General features: G+C 59.8%; 19 protein-coding genes. All 19 read left to right on the top strand.

All coding sequences use genetic code 11. The annotated features are described in order from the left end of the window. The first annotated feature begins 194 nt into the window (after nucleotides 1–194). Nucleotides 195–1,100, top strand: coding sequence for a flagellin (locus HJB89_RS20495; RefSeq protein WP_207582938.1), 906 nt, complete (start codon nucleotides 195–197; stop codon nucleotides 1,098–1,100). A 283-nt stretch (nucleotides 1,101–1,383) separates the two neighbouring features. Next, entirely contained in the window at nucleotides 1,384–2,292 is a 909-nt protein-coding gene (locus HJB89_RS20500; protein ID WP_207582939.1) for a flagellin, read from the top strand. Between the two features lie 246 nt (nucleotides 2,293–2,538). Further along, entirely contained in the window at nucleotides 2,539–3,450 is a 912-nt protein-coding gene (locus HJB89_RS20505; RefSeq protein ID WP_207582940.1) for a flagellin, read from the top strand. A gap of 300 nt (nucleotides 3,451–3,750) precedes the next feature. After that, nucleotides 3,751–4,713 carry a flagellin gene (locus HJB89_RS20510; RefSeq protein WP_221150450.1) on the top strand — a complete coding sequence of 321 codons (963 nt, stop codon included), beginning with the start codon at nucleotides 3,751–3,753 and terminating at the stop codon, nucleotides 4,711–4,713. A gap of 201 nt (nucleotides 4,714–4,914) precedes the next feature. Then, nucleotides 4,915–5,544 (top strand): hypothetical protein, encoded by a 630-nt coding sequence (locus HJB89_RS20515; protein ID WP_221116089.1) that lies wholly within the window; start codon nucleotides 4,915–4,917, stop codon nucleotides 5,542–5,544. Further along, complete coding sequence (locus HJB89_RS20520) at nucleotides 5,541–6,878, top strand: MotB family protein (RefSeq protein ID WP_207582943.1); 1,338 nt, start codon at nucleotides 5,541–5,543, stop codon at nucleotides 6,876–6,878. Before HJB89_RS20515 ends, HJB89_RS20520 begins: the two co-directional genes overlap by 4 nt. Nucleotides 6,879–6,882: 4 nt before the next feature. After that, nucleotides 6,883–8,178, top strand: a complete 1,296-nt coding sequence (gene motC / locus HJB89_RS20525) for a chemotaxis protein MotC (RefSeq protein ID WP_221150451.1) — start codon at nucleotides 6,883–6,885, stop codon at nucleotides 8,176–8,178. Next, entirely contained in the window at nucleotides 8,175–9,623 is a 1,449-nt protein-coding gene (locus HJB89_RS20530) for a flagellar hook-length control protein FliK (RefSeq protein WP_207582945.1), read from the top strand. The genes motC and HJB89_RS20530 overlap by 4 nt, the downstream gene beginning before the upstream one ends. Beyond that, the gene (locus tag HJB89_RS20535) at nucleotides 9,571–10,128 is read left to right on the top strand and encodes a lytic transglycosylase domain-containing protein (RefSeq protein ID WP_207582946.1); all 558 of its coding nucleotides are present in this window, start codon (nucleotides 9,571–9,573) and stop codon (nucleotides 10,126–10,128) included. Before HJB89_RS20530 ends, HJB89_RS20535 begins: the two co-directional genes overlap by 53 nt. 280 nt (nucleotides 10,129–10,408) lie before the next feature. After that, nucleotides 10,409–11,080, top strand: coding sequence for a transcriptional activator Rem (gene rem / locus HJB89_RS20540; RefSeq protein WP_007633267.1), 672 nt, complete (start codon nucleotides 10,409–10,411; stop codon nucleotides 11,078–11,080). A 126-nt stretch (nucleotides 11,081–11,206) separates the two neighbouring features. Beyond that, on the top strand, nucleotides 11,207–12,508 hold the full coding sequence (locus HJB89_RS20545; RefSeq protein ID WP_207582947.1) for a flagellar hook protein FlgE: 1,302 nt from the start codon (nucleotides 11,207–11,209) through the stop codon (nucleotides 12,506–12,508). Between the two features lie 19 nt (nucleotides 12,509–12,527). Beyond that, entirely contained in the window at nucleotides 12,528–14,015 is a 1,488-nt protein-coding gene (gene flgK, locus HJB89_RS20550) for a flagellar hook-associated protein FlgK (protein ID WP_207582948.1), read from the top strand. Between the two features lie 3 nt (nucleotides 14,016–14,018). Further along, a complete protein-coding gene (locus HJB89_RS20555; protein WP_207582949.1) occupies nucleotides 14,019–15,071 on the top strand; it encodes a flagellar hook-associated family protein in 1,053 nt (350 codons plus the stop codon). 36 nt (nucleotides 15,072–15,107) lie between these two features. Then, nucleotides 15,108–15,455 carry a flagellar biosynthesis regulator FlaF gene (gene flaF, locus HJB89_RS20560; RefSeq protein WP_164006557.1) on the top strand — a complete coding sequence of 116 codons (348 nt, stop codon included), beginning with the start codon at nucleotides 15,108–15,110 and terminating at the stop codon, nucleotides 15,453–15,455. Next, nucleotides 15,452–15,901, top strand: coding sequence for a flagellar biosynthesis repressor FlbT (gene flbT / locus HJB89_RS20565; protein ID WP_007633262.1), 450 nt, complete (start codon nucleotides 15,452–15,454; stop codon nucleotides 15,899–15,901). Before flaF ends, flbT begins: the two co-directional genes overlap by 4 nt. Beyond that, complete coding sequence (flgD, locus tag HJB89_RS20570; protein WP_221131263.1) at nucleotides 15,892–16,344, top strand: flagellar hook assembly protein FlgD; 453 nt, start codon at nucleotides 15,892–15,894, stop codon at nucleotides 16,342–16,344. Before flbT ends, flgD begins: the two co-directional genes overlap by 10 nt. 89 nt (nucleotides 16,345–16,433) lie before the next feature. After that, the gene (gene fliQ / locus HJB89_RS20575) at nucleotides 16,434–16,700 is read left to right on the top strand and encodes a flagellar biosynthesis protein FliQ (protein ID WP_009992823.1); all 267 of its coding nucleotides are present in this window, start codon (nucleotides 16,434–16,436) and stop codon (nucleotides 16,698–16,700) included. Nucleotides 16,701–16,788: 88 nt separating this feature from the next. Next, nucleotides 16,789–18,876, top strand: coding sequence for a flagellar biosynthesis protein FlhA (gene flhA, locus HJB89_RS20580; protein ID WP_207582951.1), 2,088 nt, complete (start codon nucleotides 16,789–16,791; stop codon nucleotides 18,874–18,876). Beyond that, a complete protein-coding gene (gene fliR / locus HJB89_RS20585) occupies nucleotides 18,873–19,625 on the top strand; it encodes a flagellar biosynthetic protein FliR (RefSeq protein WP_221116086.1) in 753 nt (250 codons plus the stop codon). Before flhA ends, fliR begins: the two co-directional genes overlap by 4 nt. The last annotated feature ends 5 nt before the right edge of the window (nucleotides 19,626–19,630 follow it).

The raw sequence follows: 19,630 nt of genomic DNA on the forward strand, positions 1-19,630 counted from the left end.
TATGCCCTGCGAGGAGCCGGCTTGAGGCCAGTATTTTTAAGAAGTTGGCAAGCATTGGCTGCGAGATTGCCCTGGACATGACGGGTTTGGGCCAAACAAAAAAGGCGCCGAGTAGCATGAAGCTGGTCCGTCATCGCCGGTACTATAGTCCGGTATGTCCTCCTTTTTGTATCTAGTTTCCAGGGGACAGATTTATGACAAGCATTAACACGAACACTTCCGCACAGGCCGCTCTCCAGACGCTGCGTAGCGTCAACCAGGGCCTAAACCAGACGCAGAACCACGTTTCGTCGGGCTATCGCGTTGAAAAGGCTTCTGACAACGCTGCTTACTGGTCGATCGCAACGACCATGCGGTCGGACAACAAGGCACTCTCCGCTGTTTCCGACGCCCTCGGCGTTGGCGCTGCGAAGGTCGACACCGCTTACACCGCCATGGACAGCGCCATCGACGTCGTCGGCGACATCAAGGCCAAGCTGGTTGCCGCCACTGAAAACGGCGTCGACAAGGCCAAGGTTCAGGAAGAAATCGGTCAGCTGCAGCAGCAGCTCCTCAGCATCGCCCAGTCGGCTTCCTTCAATGGCGAAAACTGGGTTGCCGGCGCTGACGGCACGAAGAGCGTCGTATCCTCCTTCGTCCGCGACGGCTCCAACGCCGTTTCGGTAACCACGACCGACTACGTTCTCGACGACAGCAGCGCGGGCAACGTAATGTTCGGCATGAGCGGCGGTTCGGTCGAAACCTCCACCGGTATCCTCGGTACTTCGAATGGTGCGACCGGCTCGATCTACGCGATGGACATCACCAGCTTCACCGCCGGCCAGATCCAGTCGGCTCTGACGAACGTCGAATCGGCTCTGAAGTCGATGACCAGCGCCGGCGCTGCTCTCGGCTCGCTCTCCAAGCGCATCGACAATCAGGACACCTTCGTGTCCGCGCTCAGCGACTCGATCGACTCCGGTATCGGCCGTCTGGTCGATGCCAACATGGAAGAAGAATCCTCCAAGCTCAGCGCCTTGCAGACCCAGCAGCAGCTGGCGATCCAGTCGCTGTCGATCGCGAATTCCTCTTCGCAGAACATCCTGTCGCTGTTCCGCTAAGACCGGTCGGCACAAGGTTTCCAAGTTTCGCGGCCGGGTCATCCCCGGCCGCGAAATGTTTTAACATAAGGTTAATGAAAACTCTTCTAAGTCTCAGATATTTTTAAGTAATTTCCAGTTTGGATTTAGCTTTCCTTAACCATCTTGGTGTTTTCTAGGCCCATCGAAACGGCGAGTTAACCTTAACAAAAAATGGTTAGCAGGCATGATGCTGATCGCTGTGGGCCGGCCGAAAATCCGGAATGTCCCTTCTTAAAATCTGCCAACAAGGGGCAATTAAACTATGACGAGCATCAACACCAATAACGCTGCAATGGCAGCCCTCCAGACTCTCCGTGGCATCAACCAGGGTCTCCAGACAACCCAGGCTCACGTTTCGTCCGGCTATCGCGTCGGCAAGGCTTCCGACAACGCTGCTTACTGGTCCATCGCAACGACCATGCGTTCGGACAACAAAGCTCTCTCGGCTGTTTCCGACGCTCTCGGCCTCGGCGCCGCTAAGGTCGACACCGCTTATTCCGCCATGGACAGCGCCATCGACGTCGTCGGCGACATCAAGGCCAAACTGGTTGCCGCCACTGAAAACGGCGTCGACAAGGCCAAGGTCCAGGAAGAAATCAGCCAGCTGCAGCAGCAGCTGATGAGCGTCGCTCAGTCGGCTTCCTTCTCGGGTGAAAACTGGGTGGCCGGCGCTTCCGGCACCAAGAATGTCGTTGCCTCCTTCGTCCGTGACGGCTCCAACGCCGTGTCGGTCGTGATGACCGACTATGTGCTCGACGATAGCAGCGTGGGCAACGTTCTGTTCGGCATGAGCGGCGGGGCAGTCGAAACCTCCACGGGTATTCTCGGCACGTCGAATGGCGCGACCGGTTCTGTCTACGCGATGGACATCACCAACTTCACCCTCGGCGAGATCCAGTCGGCTCTGACGAACGTTGAATCGGCTCTGAAGTCCATGACCAGCGCCGGCGCTGCTCTCGGCTCGGTCTCCAAGCGCATCGAACTGCAGGAAAACTTCGTGTCCGCACTCAGCGACTCGATCGACTCCGGTGTCGGCCGCCTCGTCGACGCCGACATGGAAGAAGAATCCTCCAAGCTCAGCGCTCTGCAGACCCAGCAGCAGCTGGCCGTGCAATCGCTGTCGATCGCGAACTCCTCTTCGCAGACGATCCTCACGCTGTTCCGCGGCTAATAACCGCAGAAAACATCGGCCCGCCGGTCTCCGGCGAGCCCCCAGCAACGAGCCGCGCTTCTATGGAGCGCGGTTTTTTTAATGTCCGTTAACGATCGATTAACCATAATGCTGTTTTCTCAGGTCAACGAGACGGTGGGTTAACCAAATCTAAGAATCGGTTAACAGGCATGAGGCTGGTCCCCGTTCCCGGTAGCGTTCCGGAATGTCCCTTTTTTCCATCTGCCGACAAGGGGCAATCATTTCATGACCAGCATTTTGACCAACGTCGCGGCCATGGCCGCGCTTCAGACACTCCGCGGAATCAATGACGGCCTTGAGGCTACGCAGAATCGCGTATCATCGGGCTACCGCGTCGAAAAGGCAGCCGACAACGCGGCTTACTGGTCGATCGCAACGACGATGCGTTCGGACAACAAGGCACTCTCCGCCGTCTCCGACGCCCTCGGCCTCGGCGCCGCCAAGGTCGACACCGCTTACTCTGCCATGGACAGCGCCATCGACATCATCAGCGAAATCAAGGCGAAGATCGTCGCCGCGACCGAAAAGGGCGTCGACAAGACCAAGGTCCAGGAAGAAATCGGCCAGCTGCAACAGCAGCTCCTGAGCATCGCGCAGTCGGCTTCCTTCTCCGGTGAAAACTGGGTTGCTGGTGCTGACGGCACCAAGAGCGTCGTTTCTACTTTCGTGCGCGATGGCAGCGGCAATGTCTCAGTCAAGACGACCGATTACATCCTGGACACGAGCTCCATGGGCAACGTTCTCTTCGGCATGACCTCGACTGGCACGATCGACACGAGCTCCGGCATTATCGGCACATCATACGGCACTATCGGCTCGATCTACTCGATGGACATCAGCACCTTCGGTTCGCCTGAGATTTCCATGGCCCTGACCTCGATCGAGGCTGGCCTGGATGCCATGACCAAGGCTGCCTCGCAGCTCGGCTCTATTTCCACGCGCATCGAACTGCAGGAAAACTTCGTTGGAGCACTCAGTGATTCGATTGACTCGGGCGTCGGCCGCCTCGTTGACGCCAATATGGAAGAGGAATCGAGCAAGCTGACGGCCTTGCAAACGCAGCAGCAACTGGCTATCCAGTCGCTGTCGATCGCCAACTCCAGCGCGCAGAACATCCTCACGCTGTTCCGCAGCTAAGCCAGGCGCTGAAGCTGGACCGAATCTTGCGCCATCGTTCGGCAGCAAGCAGAAAGCCTCCCGGACCGCGCCCGAAACGGCGCGGTTTTTTCTTTTATATCAATAGCTTGCCTGCCGCCGTGATCGGCGCGGCGAGTTCAGCGCCGCGCTCTTGCCGAACAGGTTGATATCGAGTTAACCTCGCTTTGAGTTGATTTGCTTTTGCGACACGCCGGTAGAAACGCTGCCGGAGGCATGACGCCACTTTAGTCGCCGCCGGCAATCCGGCCTGCCCTTTTACCTTACTCCGAGAGCCTGTCGATGACCGTTAAGATTACCAGCGCGGCCGCGGTGAATGCGCTTGCGGTGCTGCGCAGCATCAACAAAGAAGCCGGCCAGACCCAGCAGCAAGTGTCCTCGGGATATCGTATCGAGACGGCCGCCGACGATGCGTCCTACTGGTCGGTTGCGACCGTCATGCGCTCGGACAGCACCAATCTCGGGACGATCGGGGATGCGCTCGGTCTCGGCGCGGCCAAGGTGGACGCGACCTACACGGCGATGAATTCGGCGATCGATCTCATGGGCCAGATTCGTGCCAAGCTTGTGTCGGCGAAAGAGCCGGGCACCGACAAGGACAAGATCAACGCCGAGATCAGCGAATACAAACAGCAACTGCAGACGGTCGTTGAATCGACCTCGTTTGCGGGCGAGAACTGGCTGCTGAACGGCAATACCACGGCGCCCCCGACATGGTCGGTCATCTCAAGCTTCGTGCGCGCTCCGACCGGCGAATATCAGGCCCGGACCATCGATTTCCCGTCGTCGCAGACCATCCTCATCGACGAGAACAATGCGAGCGGTGGCCTGTTCACCAAGGCGGTCGACGCCAATGCGATCAACAACAACGGCGCGACGGCGCGCATCTACTATCTGCTGAACGCCAACTCGGCCACGCCGACGACAGGGACGGAAATTGCGATCGGCCAGAATACGACCGATGCGCAACTCACCGATATGCTTGATGTGACCGACTCGCTGCTCTCCTCGCTGACGACGACGGCTGCTTCGATCGGCGTGATGAAGACGCGTATCGACGATCAGATAGATTACACTGCCGATCTCGCCGATTCGATCGACAAGAGCGTCGGTGCGCTCGTCGATACCGACATGGACGAGGCTTCGATCCGGCAGAAGGCGATCGAAACCCAGAAGCAGATGGCTGTCGAAGCAATCTCGATCCTCAACACGGCTTCGAGCAAGATTCTGATTCTGCTGGAATAAAGGTGAGCGCGATCGCGGATGGCGGCGCCATTCATCCTCGCGCAAGTTTGACTTCCTAGTTTCCGGCACGAAGGCATCGTCCGAATCCGTGCCGGCGCAAGGTGAAGCCCTTGCCCGTTTCGAAGCGACATGCCGGCGCGCAAGGTCGTTTTGAGCGGGGGTGGATATGCTGCATGCCTCCCGAATGCTGGATGGTTTTTTATGAGCATTACGCTTTCCCGGTATTTGAAGGACTTCGGTGAACCGGAACCGTCAGCGCCGATCATCGACATCGACGATTTCGGCGGCGACGGTTTTCCCGAAATGCCAAGCGAACCGCCAATCGACGTCGAGGCGGAGCGCCGCGAAGCCTATGCGCAAGGTCATGCCGCAGCCACCGCTGATTTGACCGAGAAATTCCAAGCCGAGGCGCGGGCGCTGGCCGAGGTCCATGCGCGTGAGTTCGAGGAGCTGAAGCTTCGCTACGAAGTCGAGGCGGCGGCGGTCATTGGCTCCCGCATTCGCGATATCGCCGAAGAGGTCGCACAGCTGGTCAGCGCCGGCGCCGCCGTCGCCTTAGCACCTGTGATGACCGAAGCGCTGGCCGCCAAGGCTGCCGAAAGCCTCGCCGTCCTGCTGCGTGACGCGATCCTCGAGGGTGCCGCCGGCCCGATTGTCGTGCGCGGGCCGACCCGGCTTTTCGAACTCCTAACGGCCGAACTCGGCGAACATGCCGGGGCGGTTCGACACGTTGAGACTGACGATATCGATCTTGCCGTCGAAATCGGTGAATCCGTCATCGTCACCCGTATGTCCGCCTGGGCGGCCAGCTTGAAGAAAGTTCTCGAATGAGCGAAGGCGAAAACCACCACCACGGCAAGAACGAGATCATCATCGTCAAGAGACATGGCGGCGGTGATCACGATGGCGCCCATGGCGGTGCGTGGAAAATTGCCTATGCCGACTTCATGACGGCGATGATGGCGTTCTTCCTGGTCATGTGGCTGGTCAATGCCGCCAATGAGGAGACCAAGGCCTCGGTCGCGACCTATTTCAATCCGATCAAGCTCTCCGACGAAAAGCCGACCGAAAAGGGACTGAAGAAGCCCGTCGACAACGCCGAAGGCGAGGAGAAGCAGGAAAAGTCGAAACAGAAGGAAGAAAACCCGAACGACGGCAAATCGGCGGCGGATGGTGACGATCAGACATCGACATCAGGTGACCAGACCAATTATTCCGAGGCCGATTTCTTCGAAAATCCTTATTCGGTTCTCGCCGAAATCGCGCAGGAAGTCGGCCAGCAGGCCAATGTCAGCGCCAAGGGCGATGGCGGTGCCGCCGATTCCGGCCCGGCCACCGGCGCCGATGGCGGCGAGGCCTATCGTGATCCCTTCGATCCAGATTTTTGGACGAAGCAGGTCGAGGTCACGACAGCCGGCAAGTCCACCCCTCCGGGCAAGAACGACGAGCAGGCGGCCGAGAGCGGGACAACCGAGATCGCCAAGGTCGAGGATATGAAGCCGATGCCGCTGACCACCGATCAGAAGGCCACCGGTCAGGAACCCAAGGAAACCAAGACCGCGGCCGAGACCAAGGACGGCAAGGCGCCGGGTGACAAAAAGTCCGGCGACAAGAAGGCTGGCGATAAGAAGGCCGAAGCGCAAAAGGACGCCGATCATCGGAAGGATGCCGACAAGAGCGCGGCAGAGACCGAGCAGCAGCAGAAGGAAGCCGAGCAGCTGCAGGAGCAGATCGCCCAGCAGATCGGCGGCGTTGCCGGCAAGCTTGCCGAAGGCCTGACCGTGACGGCATCCGAAGGCGGATTGCTGGTCAGCATCTCCGACCAGAACGACGATTCGATGTTCAATATCGGTTCTGCGGTTCCACGCCAGGAGATGGTGCTCGCCATGGAAAAGATTGGCGCAATCCTGAAGGAGAGGGGTGGCGCGGTCGCCATCCGCGGCCACACGGACGGGCGCCCGTACAAGGGCGGGCAGAATGAGAACTGGCGGCTTTCGATGGACCGCGCCCAGAGCGCCTATTACATGCTCGTGCGCGGCGGGTTCGACGAGAAGCGCATCTCCCAGGTCTCGGGCTTCGCCGACCGTCGGCTGAAGCTGCCGTCCGACCCGTTCAACGCGACCAACCGCCGGATTGAGATTCTGGTGCAGGCGGATCAAGGATAACAGGATGGCGCGTCGGCAGTATCGCTATGTCGGATTTGTGGCCCTCGGCCTGGCGTTGCTTTCGTCGGCCGCAGGCAGGGCGCAGGATCCGGACGATCTCGAGCCGTACAAGATGATGCGGTCGCTGCAGTTCGTGCAGGATTCCGTGGTCTCCGGCGATCATTCGGCCGGTGAGATGCAGCGCTTCATGCTGGGCACGATCGACGAGCGGCTGCGCAGCGTCGATACGTCGGTCTTCGATGACGACCGCAATGTCGACGCAGCGCTGATCTACGCGATGAGCGGCGGCAATCCGCAGACGCTGGAATATCTGATCGCCCACGACGTCAACGGCTATTTCGACAACCGTGTTACCGATGTGCTCAGAAAATATCTGAGCGGCAAGGGGCTGCTCGTCGCCAAGACGCTGGAGGAGACCGCCAGGGAATACCGCGACAAGAAGATCGGCCCTTACCTTGCATTGATCGGCGGCAACGTGCTGATCGCGACGAAGCCGGCAGACGCACTCGATCTCTACGACCAGGCGCGCCTTGCGGCGCCGGGCACGATCGTCGAGGAAGCGGCGCTGCGCCGCTCGGTCGCCATCTGCGTCGACAAGGGGATGCTCGACCGGGGAATGGCCTATTCGCAGCGTTATATCAGGCGCTTCCTGCATTCGCCCTATGCCAGCCAGTTCGCCGATCTTTTCGTCACGCTCGTCGTCGGCCACGATCACGACGTGAAGCCGCAGGATGTCATCGACATCCTGTCCTTCATGGACGCGCCGCGCCAACGCGAGGTCTATCTGCGCATCGCCCGCGCTGCCGCGATCGCGGGTAAGCCGGAGCTGGCCCACATGGCGGTCGAGCGTGTGCAGTCGCTTGGCGGCGGCACCGACAATGCCTTCGGTCCGCTGGCGAATTTCTATGGCGGCATGGCCGGCCTTCCCACCGAGGATATCGACCGGGCGGCGAAGAATGTCAGCGACATCGCTGGCAACACGCTTTCACCGCGCGATCAGGCGCTGCAGGAGGCGGCGCGATCGATTGCCGAGCAGATCCTGCGCGCTCCCGATCCGGCAAGCCTGACACAAGCCTCGAACCCTAACACTTCTAATCAAGAAATCACTTCTGAAAAGGCTGCGGCTATAGAGACGCAACCGGGAGCGCCAGGCGCGCTTCCCGAGCCTGTTCCGGGAGGTGTGGCATCGACTGGCCAGAGCCAGGGTACCGACCCCTCATTCAACGCATTTGTGACGACCAATCGGTCCAAGCTCGACGAGATCGACGGTCTTCTGGCGCAGGAAGGCAACGAACAATGATGGATATGAGCGTCTCCGGCGGAGCCGCCGGTGCGGAGTCCGCCGCGATTACGAAATCTGCGCGACCGGCCGGTAAAGACGATACGGCCGGCCAAAAGAATGGCTTCTCCGACGCACTTGCCAAGGCAAGTGGTGGTACCGCCAATGACGACGCCGACGATGCGCAGCCGGATCAGGGTGCGGTTGCTGATGGCAGCGCCGAGAAAGTGGCGCGGACGATCCGCGGCCGCAACGGCGCAAAACCGTTGATCGATCTCGGCGACGCCGCGCTGAAGGCACAGGCTGAGGTGCAGCCGGAAACGATCGCCAATGCCGAAAAGGTCGCGGCAAAGCCTGGAAAGGCCGCGGTCAAAATGCCGGCGGATCTTGCCTTCGGCAAGCTCGACCCAAAGGACCGCTCGGCAGACGAGGTCGTTCAGGCGGCTAAAGGCGGCAAACACGCCAGGGCCGACGCATTGGAAACCGACACCGACAACGACGGCGACGTTGATGACGGCGGCATTTCCGATGTCCTCGGCCTGCTGAAGCAGGAACCGACCGACGGCGCGGTCGCTTTATCGGCGGCAGCAGGCGCGCATCACACTTCCGCCAAAGCCGATGAAGTCAAACCTGACGGCAAGAAACTCGATGGTATCGACGCCAAGGCAGGCGGCCATGCGTCGGACGCCCTGGCGGTCGTCAGCGGCAACGTCGACAGCGGCAAGGCGGATGACGTCAAGGTTCCCGGATCGGAGAATGCCGAATCCGCCGACGGCAGGACGTTCAGGATCAGCCGCGCCGATGGCCGTGGTGTCTCTATGGATGTTCACCTCGGCACCGATCAGGCCGGGCCGAAGGACGGCTCGAAGAAGGCCGATGTCGAAAATGTTTCGGTCCTTGAATCGCGCCGCTATATCGGCCTGATGCAGAATTCGAATTCCGCCTCCGTCACTGCCGCTCTCTCCGGCGATTCCGAATGGGCGCGCGCCATGGAGCCGAGCTCGGCACTCTCCAACGCGGCGGAATGGACGAGCACCGGCAAGGTGGTCAATACGCTGAAGATCCAGATGAACCCGCTCGATCTCGGCTTGGTGACGGCGACTATGCGCCTGTCCGGCGACGCCCTGAACATCGACCTCAAGGTCGAAACCGGCGCGGCGTACCGTCAGATGAAGGAAGATCACGGCAAGATTCTCGAAGCTCTGCGCAGCCAGGGCTACGCCGTCGACAACGTCACCATCAGCATGGCGCCGGTCGAGCGTAGCGACGCCGGCAACCAGGCCGGCAGCCAAAGCCAGGCCTCTCAGCAGCAGTCGCTCCCCCAGCAGGGGCAGGGCGGCGAGGCGCGCGAGCGCCACAATCAGACGGCACAGCGGACGGATGGGGGCTTCAATGGCGCAGGCGAGACCGGTATTGAAGACGTTTCTGCTGGCCGCAGCAGCGGCATTGGCGGCGTTTACCTCTGAGGCGATCGCTTCCACCGGCGCCTGCGAGCGTGAGATCCAGTCGGCAGCTGCCAAGTACGGCATCCCGGAAGGCATCCTCTATTCGGTCGGCCTGACGGAGACTGGCCGCAAGGGCTCGCTTTATCCCTACGCCATGAACGTCGAAGGCAGGGCGGTCTTTCCGCCCTCGGAGCAGGACGCGATGAGACAGTTCGATGTCGCCCGCAGCAGCGGCGCCAAGCTTATCGACATCGGCTGCATGCAGATCAACCACTACTATCATGGCGAAAACTTCGGCTCGGCCGAAGATATGTTCGACCCGCATCGCAATGTGGAGTATGCGGCAAAATTCCTCCGCAACCTGCATGACCGTCACGAGACATGGACGATGGCGGTAGCCAGATACCATGCGGGTCCTAACAATGACCCCGCGCAGAAGCAATATGTCTGCCGCGTCATCGCCAATCTGGTCGCCACGGGCTACGGCAAGTGGACTCCCAATGCGAGTAACTTTTGTCGAAATTGATTCAACCAAAGATGGAGTAGGCATATTGTGACGAAACTGTGTCACAATATGGCGGGAATCCGGCGTGAATCACCTGCGCAAGTCATAATTAAGAGACCGTTAACTTTTCCACGAAATTTTGGTGTGCATAAACAATAGTACCCACTAGATATAGATCAAATCGCCCCAAGGATCTTAATCAATTATTAGTTTCTGCCATTAACTTTAACGAGTTGTCGCCGATTCCTGCGATTCGTACCCATAGATCATCGAAGTGCCACACTGATTCGGAGGCGGACGAATGATCGTCGTGGTTGATGAGCGTGAGCTCGTAAAAGATGGATACACATCTCTGTTTGGCCGTGAGGGCATTCCCTCCACCGGCTTTGATCCGACGGAATTTGGCGAGTGGGTACAGACCGCTGCCGATTCCGATATAGCGGCAGTCGAGGCCTTCCTGATCGGTCAGGGTCAGCGTAACTACGAATTGCCCCGGGCGATCCGGGACCGGTCAATGGCGCCGGTGATTGCAGTCAGCGACCAGCACTCGTTGGAAAACACCCTTGCACTGTTCGATTGCGGCGTCGACGACGTAGTGCGCAAACCGGTGCATCCCCGCGAAATTCTCGCAAGGGCGGCCGCGATCCGGCGCCGGCTGAAGGCGATCTCCAACTACACCGAGATCGGCGGGATCCGTGTTTTCTCGGATGGCCGCGACCCCGAGATCAACGGCGAAGTCTTCGCGCTTCCCCGGCGCGAGCGCCGCATCCTCGAATATTTGATCGCCAATCGCGGTCGCAGGGTCACCAAGACCCAGATCTTCAACGCCATCTACGGAATCTTCGATGAAGAGGTCGAGGAGAACGTCGTCGAAAGCCACATCTCGAAGCTGCGCAAGAAGCTGCGCAAGAAGCTCGGCGTCGATCCGGTCGATTCCAAGCGCTTCCTTGGCTACTGCATCGATTGGGCCTGATTTTTCCGGCCGGGCGGCGGCGCCCGGCTGAACCTCGATATTGGCCTCGCAGCTCGCCCTGACAGACAGCTTCACGCAAGGCCCGACAAATACTCTCGAGCTTAACAGGTAAAACGAGGTTTTCAGATGAGCATTTTCGGCAGCATGAAGACGGCAGTATCGGGGATGAACGCACAGGCGAACCGCCTCAGCACCGTTGCCGATAACATCGCCAACGTGAACACCACCGGTTACAAGGCCGTGTCGACGAGCTTCTCGTCGCTGGTCCTGCCTTCCTCGGGCGGCAATTACAATTCCGGCGGCGTCCAGACCTCGGTCCGCCAGGCCGTCTCCGACCAGGGCGACATTTCCTACACCACCTCGGGCACCGACCTCGCGATTTCGGGCGACGGCTTCTTCATCGTCCAGGGCGCTGACGGCACGCCGGTTCTGACCCGCGCCGGCGACTTCACCAAGGACGACGAAGGCAACCTCGTCAATGCCGCCGGCTTTCAGCTGATGGGCTATTCCTACGACTCCGGCGCCCCCGCCGTCGTCGTCAACGGCTTCGACGGTCTCGTTCCGGTCAACGTCAACCAGGATGGCCTGACCGCCATCGCTTCGACCTCAGGCATCTTCAAGGGCAACCTCGATTCCAATGCGAAGATCGCTCCGGTCGCTCCCGCGACGGCTCCGAGCGCCAACCTTGCCACAACGACGGCCGACACCAAGAAGGTCTCGATGGTCGCCTACGACCGTCTCGGCAACAAAGTGATGTACGACTTCTACTTCACGAAGAGCTCGGTCGTGACGCCGCCACCGGCATCTCCCGCTACTGCAGCCACTTGGGAAGTGGCGATGTTCCGCAACGCCAATGCGGCGGTCGGCGGCACGACCTCCTTCCCCTATAGCGCCGGTGGTTCTGTCGGCACGGGAACGCTCACCTTCGACGCCAACGGCAAGATGACCTCAACCGGCGCCGTCACGATCGCCGATACGGTGACCGGCCAGTCGATCGCCATGGACCTCTCCGGCTTCACCCAGCTCGGCGCCGACTTCTCCGGCACCGGTACGCCGAACGGCCAGGCGGCGACCCCGGTCAAAGACGTCACGATCGATGGCGACGGCATTGTCTACGCTAAGTATGAAGACGGCAGCACGAAGCCCCTGTACCGTATTCCCCTTGCCAATGTCGCAAGCCCGGACAAATTGACCCTGATGAGCGGCAACGTCTACAGCGCCAACGGCCAGTCGGGTGTCACCGTCACCGGTTTCCCGCAGACCAACGGTCTCGGCACGATCAAATCGGGCGCTCTCGAAGGTTCGAATGTCGACCTCGCCGGCGAGCTGACCGAGATGATCGAATCGCAACGCAGCTATACCGCCAATTCCAAGGTCTTCCAGACGGGTTCCGACATCATGGACGTCCTCGTCAACCTCAAGAGATAAGCAGGGTAACGGGTAAGCCATGTCGCTCACATCCGCACTTAATACCGCGCAGAACATATTCAACAATACCGGCACGCAGAGCAGTGTCGTATCGAACAATATCTCGAATGCGGGCAACAAAGATTACGTGCGCCGACAGGCGATGCTCACCACGTCCTTGAACGGCGCGCAGGTCGTCAAGATCGACCGGGCACAGGAAGATGCCCTGCTGCGCCAATATCTGAAGACATCCTCGCAGGACAGCGCCCAGCAGGCATTGCTGGGCGGTCTCGAGGACCTGAAGTCGATCATGGGTGGCAACGACTACGAAACGTCGCCATCCACCTATCTCGGTGTTTTCCAGCAGAAGCTTCAGGCCTTCCGCACGACGCCGGGCAGCACCGTCGCCGCTCAGGGCGCCATCACTGCCGCCCAGGATGTCGCCAACTCGCTGAACAATGCCTCGCAATCCGTTCAGGACGTCCGCGCCACCGCCGACAAGCAGATCGCCACCGACGTCGATAAGCTGAATACGCTCCTCAGTGACTTCGAGAAAGCCAACAATGCGGTGAAGACCGCCACGGCCTCGGGTGCGGATGCCTCAGGCGCTCTCGATGAACGCGAGAAGGCTCTCAAGCAGATTTCGCAGATCGTCGGTGTCAATACGACGACGCGCGACAATAACGACATGGTGCTGAGCACATCTGACGGGACGATCCTCTTCGAGACGATCCCGCGCAAGGTGACGTTCAAGTCTCAGGATGTCTACAACGCTACCATCGCCGGCAATTCGGTTTATATCGACGGTGTCGCACTTGCGCGCGGCAGCGGATCGACGGCAACGGGGCAGGGCAGCCTCCAGTCGCTCCTCCAGGTCCGTGACGAGATCGCCCCTAATTTCCAGAAGCAGCTCGATGAAGTCGCCCGCGGTCTGGTCTCGCTCTTCAAGGAGCAGAACACGGCAGCCGGCCCGGCCTATGTGCCCGGCCTCTTCACCTGGAGCGGCGGCACGGTCGATACCGGCGCCACCGCGGTCGCGGGCATGGCGGCGACCATCACCGTCAGCAGCCGCGTCATCACCGCGCAGGGCGGCGATCCGATGCGCCTGCGCGATGGCGGCGTCAACGCTACAGGCCTTGTCCTCAATCCCACCGGCGTCAGCGGTTATACGACGGAACTCGATCGCCTCTATACGGCACTGGGCTCCGACATCGATTTCGACCCGGCAGCGGGACCAGCGGTCGGTTTCGACGCCACAACGGGCATCGATTCGAACGTCAGCATCATGGAATTCGCCACCAATTCCCTCGGCTGGCTCGAACAATACCGCAGCAACGCCACGACGGCGGCGGAAAACACCTCGGCGGCGCTGTCACGCTCCGATGAGGCCTATTCCAATGAGACCGGCGTCAACCTCGACGAGGAACTGACGCTGCTCCTCGACATAGAGCAGTCCTACAAGGCGGCGACCAAGATCCTCAACGCCGTCGACGAAATGCTGAAGTCATTGCTGGATATTGCGAGTTAAGCCATGAAGAGCTCATTTATTTCAAGTTCGGCCATTCAGAATGCGATGCGGTTGACGATCCGTCAGGCGCAGAACCAGATGACCAAGGCGACGATGGAAGCAACGACGGGAGTCTATGCGGATATCGGCATCTCGCTCGGCGGCAATGCCGCGAGAAGCGTCGATTTCAGCCGCGAAGTCGACAGGATCGACTCGATCAAAGCAAGCAATTCCCTGGTCACCGCCCGGATGGAATCCTCGCAGCTCGGCCTTTCCAAAATGAAGGACGTCGGCGACGGCCTCGTTTCGAAGCTGACAGCGCTCCAGGGCAGCCATGATCCCGGCAGCATCACCGTCGCCATCCAGTCGGCAACCAGCGCATTGTCCACCATGATGGACACGGCCAATACCATGGTGAACGGTGAATATCTGTTCTCGGGCATCAACACCGATGTGCAGCCGCTGACCGACAAGACGACCGCGACGAGTGCCGCCATCGTTACGGCATTGAACAGCTATGCAGCCGCTCTCGCCCCGCCGAAGGCGGTCAGCGACCTCACCGGCACCGAGATGAGCACCTTCATCACGACGACGGTGGAGCCGATGTTCAGCGAAACTGCCTGGACCGACCCGACGACCGGCTGGTCGCAGGCATCCAGCCAGAACATGACGAGCCGCATCAGCAATTCCGAAGTGATCGAATCCTCGACCAACGCCAATTCCGAAGGCATGCGCTACATGGCGCTCGCCTCGGTGATGACCTCGGCGCTGCTCGGCCAGAACCTCAGCAGCGATGCGATGAGCACGGTGTCCAAGCAGGCGATTACCTACACGACGAAGGCGACCAGCGGCCTCGTGACGCAGGCAAGCCAGCTCGGCCTTTCCCAGGAGCGCGTCAAGAAGTCCAACGACGCTCTCGACGCCCAGTCGAATATCATCAAGAACAAGCTGGTCGATCTTCAGGGCGTTGATCCCTACGAAGCCTCGACCCTGGTCAAGACTTTGGAAACACAGCTTGAAACGGCTTACACGATCGTCTCGAAGATCCAGCAGTTGAGTCTCGTAAACTACCTTTGATGAGCAAAGGCGCGCAGTATAAAGAAGGATGCATGAATGTATCAGTTCTCATATGCCGAAGTCATGCAGGACTCGGTGGCCGACGCGAAAGAGCGGGAATGGCAGGTTCTTGACCGGTCCATAGACCTGCTGTCGTTGGCGCGCGAAAAGGAAAAATACGGCCGGGAAGCCATCGAAGCCCTGTTTTATACGCGCAGGGTGTGGATCAGCTTCATCGAGGATCTGAAACATCCCGACAATCAGCTGGAGATCCAGCTCAGGGCCAACCTCATCTCGATCGCGATCTGGATATTGAAGGAATGCGACAGGATACGAAAGCGTCTGTCGAATAACTACCAGGGCATCATCGACGTTACCACCATCATCAGGGATGGACTTAAATGAAAAGTACACTTCGCATTTCTCTGAAAGCCGGAGAAAGAATCTTCATCAACGGCGCCGTCCTGCGCGTCGACCGCAAGGTCGCGCTGGAATTCCTGAATGACGTGACGTTCCTTCTCGAAAACCACGTCCTCCAGCCGGAAGCGGCCACCACGCCCCTGCGTCAGCTCTATTTCATCGCGCAGATGATCCTCATCAATCCCGAGGGCAAGGACCACTCGACGGCGATGTTCCGCAAGTCGATCACCATGCTGCTCAGCTGCTTCAAAAACGAGGAAATCCTCGCGGAACTGAAGCGCATCGATGCGCTCGTCTCGACCGGCCGCGCTTTTGATGCGTTGAAGGCGATCCGCGGCCTCTATGCGATCGAAGACAATATCCTCAACAACCACGAAATGCCGCCGACGATGGTCGAGCAGATTCGCAGGGAGATTGCACCATGGCGGTAGATGCAACATCAAGCGTGACCAACACGAGCACGACGAGCACGACGAATTCGGCCCAGCAAAAAGCGACGCTGAACTACGACAATTTCCTTCAGCTGCTGATCGCGCAGATGAAGAATCAGGATCCGACCGACCCGGTCGATGCCAGCGAGCAGATGTCGCAGCTGGCAAGCTTCTCGCAGGTCGAGCAGACGATCCAGACCAACACCAAGCTGGACACGCTGCTGTCCAGCTCCAGCCTTACCCAGGCCAGCAGCTACGTCGGCAAATACATGGAAAGCGCCGACGGCACCGTCAAAGGCATCATCGATTCCGTCAAAGTTTATTCCGACGGCGTGATTGCGACGACCAAGGATGGGGGTAAGATACTCGTGCAGGCGGGAATCACTGTTGCCAGCCAGGCGCCGGCCACGACGACCACGACCAGCGACAGCACTGATACCTGATACCGCGGCGAAGACGCGTCGGGTGATACCAACCAAAAGCGGCCCGGCAATGGCGGGGCTGCTTCGAGGCGATATGAGGTTGCCTTCAGATGAATGAAGCTGATGCATTGGATCTGTTCCAGGCCGCGATCTGGACCGTGCTGATTGCCGCCGGTCCCGCGGTCATCGCCGCGATGGTGGTGGGTCTCGTCATCGCCCTGATCCAGGCACTGACACAGGTGCAGGAAGCGACGCTGACCTTCGTGCCGAAAATCGTCGCGGTGCTGATCACCGTCGGCGTCACAGCACCCTTCGTCGGCTCGCAGATCTCGATTTTCACCAATCTGGTCTTCTCGCGCATCCAGTCCGGCTTTTGAGCCACCTTCGCGCAAGCTTCGCCATTTAACTCTCGATCCGAATTGGGTGGACCGAGTCCGCCTCCTCTCATGAAGAGACGGAACTGTTATGGCGCAACCACCTGCACTCCCCCTTCCGAAAGTCGCCCCGAGCCTGCGCGATGTCGGTTTTGCCCTCGGCATCATCGGCATCATCTGCATTCTCTTCCTGCCGATTCCGCCATTCCTGATCGATATGGGACTTGCCTTCTCGATCGCCTTCTCGGTGCTGATCCTGATGGTCGCGTTGTGGATTCAGAAACCGCTCGATTTCTCGTCTTTCCCGACCATTCTGTTGATCGCAACGATGACCCGGCTGGCGCTGAACATCGCGACGACGCGCGTCATCCTGTCCCACGGCAATGAAGGCCACGATGCGGCGGGCGGCGTCATCGCCGGTTTCGCAAGCCTGGTGATGTCCGGCGATTTCGTCATCGGTCTGATCGTCTTCCTGATCCTCATCACCATCAACTTCATCGTCATCACCAAGGGTGCCACGCGCATCGCCGAAGTCGGCGCGCGTTTCACGCTCGATGCCATTCCCGGCAAGCAGATGTCGATCGACGCCGATCTTTCGGCCGGCATCATCGACGAGAAGGAAGCTCAGCGCCGGCGCAGAGAACTCGAAGAGGAAAGCTCCTTCTTCGGTGCGATGGACGGTGCCTCGAAATTCGTGCGTGGCGATGCCGTCGCCGGCCTCATCATCACCGCCATTAACGTCTTCGGCGGCATCATCATCGGCTATTTCCGCCACGGCATGCCGATCGGCGAAGCGGCCGACGTCTTCGTCAAGCTCTCCGTCGGCGACGGCCTCGTCTCGCAGATGCCGGCCCTGATCGTCTCGCTCGCCGCCGGCCTTCTCGTTTCTCGCGGCGGCACCACCGGCTCCACCGACCAGGCGGTCGTCAATCAGCTCAGCGGTTACCCCCGTGCGCTTTCCGTCTCGGCCGTGCTGATGTTCATCCTGGCGCTGATGCCGGGCCTGCCGTTTGTCCCTTTCACGATCCTCGGCGGTCTTCTCGCCTTCGGCGCCTGGTTCATACCGCGTAAGGTCGAGGCTGAAAACAAGCTTCGCCGCGAGCAGGAGGAAAATAAGGTCGTCCAAAGCAAGGAACTGGAAAAGGATTCGGTCAAGGCGGTACTGCGCACCTCGGAGATCGAGCTCGCACTCGGTAAGATGGTCTCGACGCGCCTGCTCGGCGCCCACCAGGAACTCGCCTTCCGCGTTGGCAAGATGCGCAAGAAGTTCGCCACGCAATACGGTTTCGTCGTGCCCGAAATCAAGGTCACCGACGATATCGCCATCGCCGAGAAATCCTACCAGATCCGCATTCACGGCACGACGGTCGCCTCCAACCTGCTGCGCGTCGGCGAAGTCCTCGTCGTCACCGGTGCCGGCCGCCGGCCAAGCATCCCCGGCGATGAAATCCGCGAACCCGCCTTCGGCATGCCTGCCGTCTCGATCCTCGAAAACTTCACCGACGATCTGAAACGCGAGGGCTTCCAGCCGATCGACAACGTCTCTGTCGTGCTGACCCATATGAGCGAGGTCATCCGCAACAACCTGCCGCAGCTTCTGTCCTACAAGGACGTCAAGGTGCTGATCGACCGGCTCGATCCCGAATACAAGAAGCTCGCCGACGAGATCTGCTCGTCGCACATGTCCTATTCGGGCCTGCAGGCGGTGCTCAAGCTTCTGCTTGCCGAACGCGTGTCGATCCGCAACCTGCACCTCATTCTCGAAGCGGTGGCCGAGCTCGCTCCGCATGTCAGAAAGACCGAGCAGATCGTCGAGCATGTCCGCATTCGCATGGCCCAGCAGCTTTGCGGCGACCTCGCCGACAACGGCGTGCTGCGCGTCCTCAGGTTGGGTAGCAAATGGGATCTCGCTTTCCACCAGGCATTGAAGCGCGACGCCAAGGGCGAAGTGATCGAATTCGACATCGATCCGCGCAGCCTCGAGGAGTTCAGCGAGCAAGCCACCAAAGTTATCCGTGAGTTCATGGATCGCGGCCTGCCATTCGTACTTGTCACGTCGCCGGAAACACGCTCCTATGTGCGCATGATCATCGAACGGCTGTTTGCCACGCTGCCGGTCCTGTCGCATGTCGAACTGGCCAAGGGCATCGAGATAAAGATTTTGGGCTCCATTTCATGATAACAGACCCGCAAGGGACCGTTCTCGCGCTGTTTCTGGTTTTCTGCCGAATCGGTGGGTGTGTGCTGGCTCTTCCGGGTTTTTCCTCGGCGCGCGTGCCCGACCAACTGCGCGTCTTCATCGCAGGCGCGCTCTCGATCGCCGTCATGCCGCTGCTCTGGGACACTGTCTATCCGGCCGTTCACACCGGTTCCGGAACATATATCGGCCTGATCGTCAGCGAATCGCTGATCGGCGTGATGTACGGCATGCTGGCGAGGATCTACACGCTCGGCATGCAGTTCGCCGCCTCGATCCTCGCCATGATGGTCGGCTACTCCCAGCCGGGTTCCGCCGACATCCTCGAAGATACGCCGGAGACCAGCCTTTCCGCTTTCGTCACCTTTGCCGGCATCATGATCCTGTTCATCATGGATTTTCATCACATCGTCTTCCGCGCACTGATCGATTCCTACACGACCATGCCGTTCGGCGGTCTGATGCAGATGCGCGCGACGCTGATCTCCTTTACCGACACGCTGGAGCAGACCACCTACATCATGTTGCGGCTGTCGAGCCCGTTCTTGATCTACGGCCTGATCTTCAATGTCTCGATCGGCTTCATCAACAAGCTGGCGCCGCAGATACCGGTTTACTTCATCTCGACGCCCTATCTGCTGATGGGCGGGCTCTTCCTGATCTATTTCTCGATTGCGGCGATGGTCAGCCAGTTCGGCCAGTCCTTCGGCTCGATCTATATCGGGCGATGAGGCTG

The sequence above is a fragment of the Rhizobium sp. NZLR8 genome (genome assembly GCF_019685025.1).
Lineage (GTDB): Bacteria > Pseudomonadota > Alphaproteobacteria > Rhizobiales > Rhizobiaceae > Rhizobium.